12 protein-coding genes are annotated in these 11,558 nt (G+C 37.3%); 7 read left to right on the top strand and 5 right to left on the bottom strand.

Annotated elements, in window-relative coordinates:
• Positions 1-44 precede the first annotated feature (44 nt).
• From HT99x_RS02700 to HT99x_RS02670, 7 genes are read left to right on the top strand one after another with little or no spacing between them, the layout of a single operon-like run.
• On the top strand, positions 45-638 hold the full coding sequence (locus tag HT99x_RS02700) for a nuclear transport factor 2 family protein (protein WP_075065797.1): 594 nt from the start codon (positions 45-47) through the stop codon (positions 636-638).
• On the top strand, positions 638-2,758 hold the full coding sequence (locus HT99x_RS02695; RefSeq protein ID WP_139016577.1) for an amidohydrolase family protein: 2,121 nt from the start codon (positions 638-640) through the stop codon (positions 2,756-2,758). The genes HT99x_RS02700 and HT99x_RS02695 overlap by 1 nt, the downstream gene beginning before the upstream one ends.
• Positions 2,755-3,423 (top strand): phosphatase PAP2 family protein, encoded by a 669-nt coding sequence (locus tag HT99x_RS02690; protein ID WP_075065799.1) that lies wholly within the window; start codon positions 2,755-2,757, stop codon positions 3,421-3,423. Before HT99x_RS02695 ends, HT99x_RS02690 begins: the two co-directional genes overlap by 4 nt.
• Positions 3,362-4,120, top strand: a complete 759-nt coding sequence (locus HT99x_RS02685) for a hypothetical protein (protein WP_259565277.1) — start codon at positions 3,362-3,364, stop codon at positions 4,118-4,120. Before HT99x_RS02690 ends, HT99x_RS02685 begins: the two co-directional genes overlap by 62 nt.
• On the top strand, positions 4,098-5,147 hold the full coding sequence (locus HT99x_RS02680) for a Rieske 2Fe-2S domain-containing protein (RefSeq protein WP_083482825.1): 1,050 nt from the start codon (positions 4,098-4,100) through the stop codon (positions 5,145-5,147). The genes HT99x_RS02685 and HT99x_RS02680 overlap by 23 nt, the downstream gene beginning before the upstream one ends.
• Positions 5,137-5,958: an SDR family NAD(P)-dependent oxidoreductase gene (locus HT99x_RS02675; protein ID WP_075065801.1), complete on the top strand. Its 822-nt coding sequence runs from the start codon at positions 5,137-5,139 to the stop codon at positions 5,956-5,958. Before HT99x_RS02680 ends, HT99x_RS02675 begins: the two co-directional genes overlap by 11 nt.
• Entirely contained in the window at positions 5,951-6,874 is a 924-nt protein-coding gene (locus HT99x_RS02670) for a ferritin family protein (RefSeq protein ID WP_075065802.1), read from the top strand. The genes HT99x_RS02675 and HT99x_RS02670 overlap by 8 nt, the downstream gene beginning before the upstream one ends.
• On the opposite strand, the gene HT99x_RS02665 is transcribed toward HT99x_RS02670, so the two are convergent.
• The 5 genes from HT99x_RS02665 to HT99x_RS02645 are packed head-to-tail and all read right to left on the bottom strand — an operon-like array spanning position 6,825 to position 11,551.
• Complete coding sequence (locus HT99x_RS02665; protein WP_083482826.1) at positions 6,825-8,417, bottom strand: GH3 family acyl-acid amido synthetase; 1,593 nt, start codon at positions 8,415-8,417, stop codon at positions 6,825-6,827. The genes HT99x_RS02670 and HT99x_RS02665 overlap by 50 nt on opposite strands.
• Positions 8,377-9,054, bottom strand: coding sequence for a hypothetical protein (locus HT99x_RS02660; RefSeq protein WP_075065803.1), 678 nt, complete (start codon positions 9,052-9,054; stop codon positions 8,377-8,379). Before HT99x_RS02660 ends, HT99x_RS02665 begins: the two co-directional genes overlap by 41 nt.
• Positions 9,045-10,076 carry a Rieske 2Fe-2S domain-containing protein gene (locus HT99x_RS02655; protein ID WP_075065804.1) on the bottom strand — a complete coding sequence of 344 codons (1,032 nt, stop codon included), beginning with the start codon at positions 10,074-10,076 and terminating at the stop codon, positions 9,045-9,047. The genes HT99x_RS02660 and HT99x_RS02655 overlap by 10 nt, the downstream gene beginning before the upstream one ends.
• Positions 10,069-10,371 carry a 2Fe-2S iron-sulfur cluster-binding protein gene (locus HT99x_RS02650; protein WP_075065805.1) on the bottom strand — a complete coding sequence of 101 codons (303 nt, stop codon included), beginning with the start codon at positions 10,369-10,371 and terminating at the stop codon, positions 10,069-10,071. Before HT99x_RS02650 ends, HT99x_RS02655 begins: the two co-directional genes overlap by 8 nt.
• Positions 10,352-11,551 (bottom strand): P-aminobenzoate N-oxygenase AurF, encoded by a 1,200-nt coding sequence (locus HT99x_RS02645; RefSeq protein WP_075065806.1) that lies wholly within the window; start codon positions 11,549-11,551, stop codon positions 10,352-10,354. Before HT99x_RS02645 ends, HT99x_RS02650 begins: the two co-directional genes overlap by 20 nt.
• Positions 11,552-11,558 lie beyond the last annotated feature (7 nt).

Raw genomic sequence — 11,558 nt, 5'->3', positions numbered from 1 at the left:
TATAATGGGTCTATCGCCGCATCAAAAGGAAAGGTTGAATCACTATGAAAAAGTTTATTGTTCCTTTTATTTGTTTGTTTATAACTTGTTTTTCCTCAGTTAGTTACTCACAAACTGAAGCAGATCATGAAGCATTACGTGAGTTACTTACCAAATCTTCTAGCGCGCTAAACGAAAATAATTTCGAAGCTATTCGCCCTTACCTTGATGAAAAATTTACCATTATCACTATTGATAATAGTAAATTTACCTCCCTTGATGATTTTAAAGCTTATTGGGATAAAATGTTTAAAGGAGAGCATGCTAAATTAAAAAGCATCTCTATCAAAGCCGTTGCCGATGATAAAACCTACTTTCCTAGCACCGACGTGGGTGTGGTCGACGGCACAGCCGATCAAACCTTCACCTTTTCTGATGGCGATGTTAGAACGATTCAAACTCGCTGGACCGCCGTTGTTCATAAAGAAAATAATCAGTGGAAATTAATGAAAATCCATTTTTCCGGTAATATCCTAGATAATCCGGTGCTTGATGCTGCCAAAAAACAGCTTTTTCTCTTTGCAGGCATTGGCGCTATTGCTGGTTTACTTTTAGGATTTATTCTGATGAAACTAAAATGTCGTTCTAAAACAGCCTAATGATGTTTGATCTCATCTTAAGTGGAGGAGTCATCTACGATGGTAGTGGTGCTCCTCCTTTTCGCGCAGATATCGCTATCAAAGATAAAAAAATAATACTAATAGCGCCTTCTATTGTAGAGCCTGCCTTTGAAAAAAGAGATGTTTCTTCTTTTTGGATCTGCCCAGGATTTGTCGATATTCATACCCATTATGATGCCGAAGTCGAAATCAAACCTGACTTAAGTGAGTCAGTTCGACATGGTGTCACAAGTCTCGTGATGGGAAACTGCAGTTTATCTTTAGGCATTGGTTCGCCCCATGTTAACGGCGACTTATTTGAGCGCGTTGAAACAATGCCCGAATTAATTACCTTATGGAAACAGCAAGCAAAAAAATGGCCCAATACCAAATCGTATTTATCATTTCTTGAACAGTTACCTCTAGGCCCGAACGTGGGTTGTTTACTAGGACATAGTGCCCTTCGTGCAGAAGTGATGGGCTTAAAACGAAGCCTCACCGAAAAAGCAACGCCAACTGAAATTAACGTGATGAAATTGCTGGCGCAAGAAGCCTTAGATGCTGGCTGTATTGGGATCTCCATCGACATGGTACATTGGCATCGCACGACTGGATTATACCCAGGCCACTCTTTGCCTTCTCATCATGCAGGATTTGAAGAATATGCCATGCTTGCAGCCCTCTGTCGTGAACGTGATGCGGTTTTTCAAGTCACCCCGAATCCTAAAAAATTATGGCCCTCGATTTTGGCCATTATCCGTTTAAGTTATGGTATTGTTCGAGCGCCCTTACGCTGTACTATTCTATCTGCCATGGATATGACGATTAATAAGCATGCTTGGCGTGCCTTTCCTGCTTTTAGTACCATCTGTAACCAATTTCTAGGTTGTAACATCCGTTTTCAGACGATTCCTGAGCCTTTCACTATCTATTCTGATGGTCCTATCACGCCGTTGTTTGAAGAATTTGAAACGGGCGCGCAGCTTAATAGTCTCAAAACGTCGATTGAGCGAAAAGCGCAATGGCAATCATCTGAATTTAAAAAACGATTTAAACAACAATGGAATTGCTTAAAGGGTCGAACTTTTGATGGTGACTTTGCCAAAATAATCCTGATCAAAGCGCCCCAACTAGCATGGCAAGGAAAATCTTTACAAGACATCGCTCAATCGATGAACGAAGATCCTTTAACCTTGTTTATCTCATTATTAGAAACTCAAGATACGGCCTTACGATGGAAGCATACTGGCGCCAATCATCGTGAAGCTATTCGTCATAAATTATTAAAGCACCCTTATATATTACCAGGTTTCAGTGATGCGGGTGCACATTGCCGGAATATTGCCTTTTTTGATAGTGCTCTATCTTTGCTTAAACAAAGTGTACAATCGCAATTTATTCCGCCTGAACAGGCGATTAAACGTGTCACTTATGAACCAGCAAAATGGTTTAATCTCGCAGCAGGTCAGCTTAAAATGGGCGCTAAAGCCGATCTGGTTATTTTAGACCCTCAAAAGCTAAATCAACCTATTACCATGCCAAATGAATATATTGATGCCACACTGTTACATTCCATGCGTATGATTAAGCAAGACTCGCATTCGCCGATTGAAAGCGTTTACATTGCAGGTCAAGAAGTTATTTCTCAAGGAAACCCACACTCATCATTAGGAAAAAAGAAGACGGGCACTATCTTAAAATCAACAGTGCCAGTCATGGGGCTTCAACCAATTTATGAACGTTATCGCAATCGCATTAATCATGAACTGCTTGATCACCCATTCACAAACTATTGGGATATCTTTATTTTAAAGCACCAGCAAAAATATAATGTTCTTTTTCATTGTATTGCTTTCTTTCTCATGTATACTTTCGGGATTTTAAGCATTGCGACTCAAAATCTGTGGTTTTTACTGCTCATGCCACTTTCTCAACTAACCGGTTTAGTGGGGCATTTTTGTTTTGAACGCTCAAGTATTGATCAACGAGATACTGCCTTTTCATTTCGTGCATTCATTAGCCTACATAAACTTTTTTTTCATGTTCTTACCGGCCAATATCACCATGAAACAGAACGTGTGCAAAAAGCTTTGGCATGCTATCAAGCGAGTAAAACATGAGCTCCTTACCTTCTTTTACCCATACTACTCGTTTAAGGCTTATCGTGTTGGGTTGTAGCTTCTTTGCATTGATCTATTCTGGCATTGGTGGTCATCCCATTAGGGAAGTTATGCAAGCACCGATGATCGGATTGGATACGCAAATTCCGTGGCTACCTTGGACGGTCATCATTTATCTTTCGCAATATGTGTTCTTGTTATTGGCGGTCCTCTATTCTCCTAATCAACGCATTGCTACGCAAACCTACTATGGTTATTTACTAGCGACCCTTCTTGCAGGTTGCATTTTCATTTTATATCCAACCCAGCTACCTCGGGTTTTTCTACCTCAACAAGATACTCACCTTGTTATTTATTATTTGTATCAATTTTTATACTTCAGTGATACACCCTATAATTGCTTTCCATCCCTACATACGACGCTTGCTTTGTTTGCATTGATAAGCCTTAAGCAACGCAATGCTTTTTGGCAAATAGTGGCGCCTTTGTGGGGTTTTGCTATTATCCTCTCTACATTAACAACGAAGCAGCATTGTCTTTTAGATGTGTTGGCAGGAATGTTATTATTTCTTCTTTGTATTGGATTGTATCAAAAAGTATTTGATGAGAGAGTCAATGGAGCAATTGCATCCCAAAATTACACCGATACAACAGTTAGATCTTGATAGTATCAATGCGATGTATCGTTTGTATGCAGATTATTACGCCTGCACAAACTTAGTCGCCTTTCAAAAAGATCTTTCCCAAAAGAATACTGTTTTACAAATTTTTAATGACGAAAAACAATTAATTGGCTTTACTACCATATTAAATTACGCCATCTCTTATCAAGGCCAAACACTACAAATCATTTATTCTGGCGATACCATTATGGCGGAGCAATATTGGGGAACACCCATTCTTGCTTTTTCTTGGTTAAAGTTCGCAGGAGGCCTTAAAGCACAATATCCCGAGCAATCGCTTTATTGGTTTATTATTGTAAAAGGTCATCGCACTTATCGATATCTGCCCGTTTTTAGTAAGGTTTTTTATCCCAACTATCAATATCCAACACCGCAGTGGGAACAACATTTAATTGATCATCTCGCTCATGCGACTTTTGGTAAACACTATCAAAAAACACTGGGTACTGTACATTTTCCAACTTCCCAAGGGCATTTAAAGCAACATTGGGCGCAAATACCTGAAAAATTACTACAGAGAAAAGACATTCAATTTTTTAAGCAAAAAAATCCAAACTATCATTTAGGGGATGAGCTCGTTTGTTTATGCAAATTAGATGAAAACAATTTAAAGCCATTAGCACAACGCTTGTTTCAAGAAGGATATTTAAAGCATTATGATGAACACGTTGTCGTTTAACTCTGCCACCGATATCCCTTTAGGTTGGATATGGGTTTTCCCAGCAAAGCAAATCAAAAGAAAGCAAATACATGCCGTCAATCTGATGGGACGCGAAATCATTGTGTTTAGGGGAGAAGATAATCAACTGGGTGCCCTTGATGCCTATTGCCCTCATATGGGAGCTCATCTGGTTGATGGAAAAGTTGAAGGCAATGGGATTAGATGTTTTTTTCATAATTGGAAATTTAATCGAGACGGTAACTGTATTGATATCCCTTGTCTTAAAACATTGCCTGCAAAAAAAATACAGCAGCGCTCTTTTACTGTCAAAGAAAAATATGGGCTGATTTGGTTATGGACAGGAGAAACTTCACCTTCTTTTGATATTCCTTGCGTTCCAGAATTAACCAATCAAGCACTTGATTTTTCTTTAGGTAATCAATGGCAAAAGAAATGCCACCCTAATGTGGTTATGATTAATGCGATTGATGAACATCATTTTCAAACCGTTCATAAATTACCTGGTCATGTTTTAAATATGTCTCCCAAAGTGATTGATGACATTAATATTCATTTTGAAAATCAGGGAAAACCCTCTGCGCATCATTGGTTTGGCCGATTGATGCAGCGCTTTTACCAAGGGCCTATTACCTATCAAATGAGTTATTGGTATGGCCTTGTTGGCACCGTAACTCTCGGGCCTGATTTTATGCATCTTCATCTGATGTTTGCTTTACGGCCACAAGCAGATGGGTCTACCTTAGGAAAAACCATTGCTTTCACTAAGCAACGCGCAGGGCTATTAGGTCGCATCTTTAATACCGCTTTATTACAAGTGACTAAGCTTGCAGGCTTTTATTTTGCTATCGGTGATACCAAAGTTTTTCAAAAAATTCGTTTTGATTTAAAACACCCCATAAAACATGATAAAACGGTCCTTGCCTTTATTAAGCATCTTGAAAAACAGCCAAAAGTAGATTGGCAAGCCTCGTTAAAACAATCTAGTCATGAAAATGTAACAAAAAGGATGATTCATGAGCACTAAGCGTGTTGTAATATCGGGTTGTTCTTCTGGTTTAGGTTTTGCAATGGCACAAGCTTTTTTAGATCGTGACTGGAAAGTCATTGGTTTATCTCGAAACGAGCAAAACCACCCTATCGCTCATAAAAACTTTATGCTTGTTACTATTAACAATGAGTCCCTTGATTTTAATGAACTTCAAAAAATCATGATCTCGCATTTGACACCAGGGATCGATCTCTTAATTAATAATGCAGGCTTTGCACTAGTAGGCGCATTAGAAAGTTTAGATGAGAAAAGCATCACCCAACAAATGACGGTTAATTTTTTATCTCATGTCATGATAACTAAAGCTTGCTTACCTGCTTTAAGAAAGAAAAAAGGGAAAATATTAAATATTTCTTCTGCTTTTGGTTTAGTTGGTTTCCCATTACATTCACTCTACTGTGCATCAAAGTTTGCGTTAGAAGGTTTTAGTGAATCATTATATTATGAACTACATGGACAAGGCATTCAGTGCAGTGTGATTGAACCGGGTCGTTATAAAACGCAATTTAGCCACCATATGCAGGTTACGCCTCCAAAGGAATCACTTCATGCGACTTATCTTGATTCCCACCATGGCTTTTTACGTTTAAAACAAGAACTTAGTAACAAAGCGGCTAACAACATCGATTTATTTGCGCAAAAAATTGTTCAACTAGCACAGCGGGATAAATTACCCATACGAATACCGATTGATCTTGATAGCCGATTGCCCTATCTATTAAAGAAATATTTACCTTCACGGTTATTCGCTTGGTTACAATATAAAATGATCGCTAAATATGTTTAAATGTGACGATATACTTTCAATTAATCATAATAAAGCTCATCCAAAGGCAACTCAGTTAATTGATAGCTTTCTTAAAAAAAGGCAACGCCCGCAACATGAAGCTTTAGCTATACAGCCTTATTGGCCTGCGGCATTTTATCATCTGGAAAAATCTTCGCTTTTTCGTCAGGCTAGCAACGATGTGCAACAACAGATTTTGGTTCATTGTGCACAAGATTTATTGAATGAATCTTATTTCATTGAAAAAATTGGTATTGCCTATTCTGCAAAATTGATATTGCTTTCATCAAGTCTTGAAGCCAAACAAGTCTTTAGTTTTATCGGCGCTGATGAAGCGGCCCATTTGCAATGGATTACTCCCTATATTCCAGAAGCACTTCGTATCCAGCCTCAAGGCCCATTACTGTCATTGATTAGCGAAGTAGTACAACTAGACAATGCCAATTTATTATATTATTTGGTACAAATTATTTTAGAAGGTTGGGGACTCAAACATTATAAATCTTTAAGCCAATATTGCCTGGAGCCTACCTTAAAAGGCGTTTTTACACTTATTTTGCAAGATGAAGCATTACATCACCATTCAGGAAAAACCTTTTTTTGTGCAGATCATCTGAGTACTGCTGATTTATTGTTAATCAAAGATCGCCTGAAAGCTTATTGTGAATTAGTTCGTATTGGGCCACAAGCAGTGATTGCAACGATGGATAAATCACTAGGCGGGTTAAATGTTGCACAACGCATGCAATTATTTGATGAACTGGGTGGTGAAGCAACCTCTCAAGAAAAACTCCATTTATTATTCAAATTAATGAAGCAACCTGGTCTTGAGAAAATACTACATGAACTTGCTGAGTGTGGATACTTTACACCTTACGCTGCAAAACACCTTGCAAAAGTTTCTCTCCCATTGTAGCGCAACAAATGAGTGAAACAATTTTCTGATCACCCATTTTAATACCTCGCTTTTCCATTGCTTGGTTCATAATCGCCATCATATCCGCATGGTATATTATTTCAGGAACGCAAAGTTGTGCCATTTTTCTTGCATTTTTATAATGAAAAGCATCACAGAGCATTTGGTCAAGCAATGCTTCTCTCTTTAATAACTGTGGATTATCTGTTAATAAATAGTACTGACCTTGGCCTGAAACCAATTGCGCCGGCACTAATAGCAAATAGTTTGCCTGACTAAAGGGCGCTCTATTAAATATGGTTGTCACAAATGCTTCATGTAACTTTTCGCCAACGAGATCACTGGTTTGTTTAGTACGTCCAATAAATTCCAAACAAGGCGTCTTCTGGTGAAAATGTGTCACTCGAATACTATCCCCCATTCGATAGCGATAAAGTCCAGACTGTTGGCTGATAATGATTTCATACTGCTCATTTTCTTTTAATTCATGTATTCGAAAAATATTTTGCTGATTATCTTCAAATTCAAAAAACACCTCTTGCAACATAGGCACATAACCATTCGCCTGATGTAAAGGAATAGTTATCGGTGCTTCTGTCGCTAATAATCCTTTACCTTGCACTAAGACATGAGGAAATTGGGCTGCTAATAACTCAGCGCTTCTTTGTGAAGAGCCAGCACACCAGCATGATAGCAGTTTTAATTTAGGCCATAGTTTTTGGTATTGAAAATGATTGTTTAGCGTCTTTAAATATAATCTTCTTTTTTGGGTTATTGCAGGCAATGTGATGTCAATATTTTTATATTGAAATGCAGATTTGCCAAGATAAAAACACATTTCATCAAATCGTTCTTCAATTATCCTTAACAAGATATGTAAATACGATGGGCTCCAAACAGAAATCATTTCTAGATTTTCTTCTGCCAAAAGCGTTAGTGCTAAAATAAAACGAAAATCTTCTGCTTCGTTCAATTGATGAATATTAGGTTGCGTCACTAAAAATGGTTTTACTAACCATTTTGTTAACCCCGTTAGATAATCACTATCCTCTTTCAATACGATGGTATTTGCTTCATGAGAAATATGTGGGGAAATACTCATGAAAATTTTCATTGCATTAAATGACAAACCACTTTGTAAAATATCCATTCCCCATATTTTAAAACAACTTGAAAAGCTTTTTCTTAAACGTTGGGTATAAGGAATTGACTTTTTTGCCCCCGTGCTACCCGAGGTCAATTCAAAAAAATCAATATTCTCTTTGGTTAAAATGCACTTGCTTGATTTTGCTTTTTCAATCCAATTCACTAAATCTTCATAATTCACGATGGGTACAGTGCGACAATAGGCGTCATAGTTTGCATTTTTAGGCAATTGCAAATATTGTCCGTATTCCGTTTCTCGTAAATGGGCAAGCATGATATTCAGCAGCTGTGTTTGAACTGCAGCCGGCGTTTTTAAAGCAGCTATAAAATGATGATAGGTATTAGCACTTATCGTTTTAAAGAGCGTCTGAGCTAATTGGCCTTGGAATGGGATCATGGTGCACTGCTTTTAGCTGGTCTTGAGATTCAATGTGTTGATCAATTAATAATGTACTACAAACAGGGATTGATATGTTATCAGCAATGATAGTTCCTGGCCCTAATCGTACTCCAGCCCCAACTAAAACCCTTTTACCCAAACGAACTTTACCGATTTGCAGTCGCAATTTATTATTTTTTTGACTAATAATATGGCTTGAGCACGCTGCACGGTGACCGAAAATAACATAATCACCTATTTCCAATAAGCTTCTATCTACAATTTCAATTCGTGGTGTCCAATAGACTTGTTTACCAATTTTAGAACCCCAAAGCCTTAACCAAAAACTGTAAGCCCCCGGAATGATCCGCAATAACCCTTCTAAAAAAGGTACTGCAGCATAAAGCTGTTGAATTTGATGCGCCCCCCACCACGGACAATATGGATGCTCATCAAAATCAAATTTTCCTTCTTGCAAGGGAACAAAAATGTCTTGAAGTCTAAATACGATGATTGGCAAAAAATAAATACTAAAAAGGAGCCCAGCAAACCATATCATTGAGGGTGAAAGGATGAATTGCCATCCTGAAAAAACAATGGTTACAATATGCAAAAAACCAAAGAGCGTCATCGCTTTTTTCAATATCAAACCCAAAATGTAATCTCCTTTTCTTGATCAGGTAACATTTGTGGTTCTAATCCATTATTTAATGCATCTATTATTTCAGAAGTATAATGATGAATAAGATCGGCAGAGGTCGTACTAAACTTCTGGCCATATTTTTTGATTACCGTCATTTGATCATTTAAAATATTCATGTCCTGATCAATCACTTTTTGAGCTTGCCGTTTAATAAGCCATTTTGTGAAGGGATGATAGTTCCACAGTCCAAAGTCGTAGCAAATTTCAGTATAGACAATCGAAGTCTCATTCGTTATGGGAACCGTTTGACTCGTGATCCTATATTCCCATTTTCCCGTAAGACGATAAATAACATGCGTAATATTAGGCGCATAATAATTATCTTGATGAAAAATAACTTTCTTCTTAGGATTTAATAGCCAAGAAAAGCTTCCTAAGTTATTTTTTTCATTCTCATAATCAATTTGAATGTGCCCATTTTCTCTTTTTACTTTAGCTTTAATTTGTTCGTTTGCTTTTTTACGAAAAATGCCTTGATGAACAAAGGCAGTATGGGGAATATCAATAAAATTCTCAACACAGTTAGCTAAAGTATTATTAAACACATTGACCAGCCGCACTTTTTTATAGCGACCATTATTAAATTGTGGCATCGCATAGGGTTTGGATGCGAGAGGCTTGTTGCTTAAACAAACATAGATATAACCTTCCTGCTCTATGCACGCAAAGGCATGAGAAACGTTCATTACCTCTTCTTTACGTTGACCAAAATGGGCCGGCACCGAAACGAGCTGTCCCTTTCCATTGTAAACCCAACCATGATAAGGACAAGTCAATAAGCCTTTACTCACCTCACCTTTTGATAAGCGCGCACAACGGTGCAAACATTTATCACGCATGACACAAGGTTTGTTATCTTCTCCACGAAAAACAACCAACCATTCATCTAATATTTGACGAGCTAGTACCTTATCTGCTGTTAACTCACTGGATTCTGCAACAATGTACCAATAATGTTGTAATAAACTATTCATAACATTCTATTTTTTTAATCGTGATATCTGCTAATAACTGTACCTGACAAGCAAGCCGTGCTTTTTTATTGCTCGGCGCATAAAGTGCTAAAGCATCTTGCTCTTCGAAACTGGGTTCTGGCAGTTGCCCTTGTATTGCCTCTATTTCGCATAAACAAGTACCACAAATTCCTGAGCGGCAGCCAAACAATACCGGTGAATTAATGGCCGTTAAATGTTCACACAGTTCTGAACCTTCTGTTAAAGTTATCTGCGCTTTATCTGAATCAATAAAGTTAATGGTGTATTTTTTCATTGGCAATAAATCTTTTGAATTGACGCTGATTTTGTTTTAAGTGCAACCCTATATTATTTTTAGACATGATGGTCATTTCTTTATTGGTTTTATTCAAATACGCTAAAGGTGACAATAATGCTTTATAAGAGGCAATCGCAATATTATGTAACTCAAAACTCTTATGCATTGCTTCATTTTCCTGGGTAAAGCATCTTTTCAGCATATTTAATGCTTCATGTTTGTCCATATTAAACACATTTGAGGTTAATAATTGATACATCGTGCGATATAATGCAGGTTCATACCAAAATATGCCGTTGACTACAACGGAGAAATTAAAATGATCCTGCTGGCAACCTTCAATAGCTTTATTCACCACCCATGTTTCATAAGCAGTGGGTTTTTCTAAGCATTTAATAATTTCTAATCCAACAATTTTAGAAGTATTAAAATGGTAGCTTTCATCCATGAAGTGAAAGTAATTAATTTGTGTTGGGATAGGCGCTATACTTTTATCTTGCAGTACCATGTAATCTTTGGCTAATTTATGCTGAATAAGCTTGCCATTGAGTGTGCGAAGACCTCTAATCAGTAAATATTGACTTGCTAAAAATGCATTTTGTGGAGAAATAAGTGAATATGCTTTTAGTCTTAATTTCCGCCAAAAATCACTAAAACGATTACGATCAGCAAAGACCATGGTTTGTTCTAATGGGCCTCTCATTGGATAAGTAAAAAGCCTTTTACCAAATAACCGCCATTCAACATCTTCACTAATCGTTTTAAAAGCATGAATATGTGATCTTTCTTGTCTTGTTTCTAAATCTAAGGTATCACAAATAATTCTAAAATCTTCTAACGAGTAAAGTCCAGTAGCGGCGATATGATTAAAATAAATTGTGGCGATTTCGGCTGAAACAATTTGACTATAATAAGCTATCCAATACAATTGATTTAAAATAATTCTCTGCGTTTGGCTTGCTTCATCCCACAAGGGTGTTCCATGCATTAAAGAAAGCTGTTCAGGATTCCAATACGATTCTTTACAAGCCTCATAATCAAAAGCCTCGGTTGCCTTGTCAATCAAAGCAGTATGATCGAGTTCTTTATTTTTTTCATAATTAAAATGTAGTTTTTTGTGAATAAGAGGTTCATCTAATAAGCTTTTGTTTTGACGCTGTGTTAAATGGGGATGCATAATTTTT

This window comes from Candidatus Berkiella aquae (assembly GCF_001431295.2).
In the GTDB taxonomy this organism is placed as follows: Bacteria; Pseudomonadota; Gammaproteobacteria; order Berkiellales; family Berkiellaceae; genus Berkiella; species Berkiella aquae.
The sequence above is the reverse complement of the archived record's forward strand: the minus strand, read 5'-3'. Positions and strand labels throughout refer to the sequence as shown.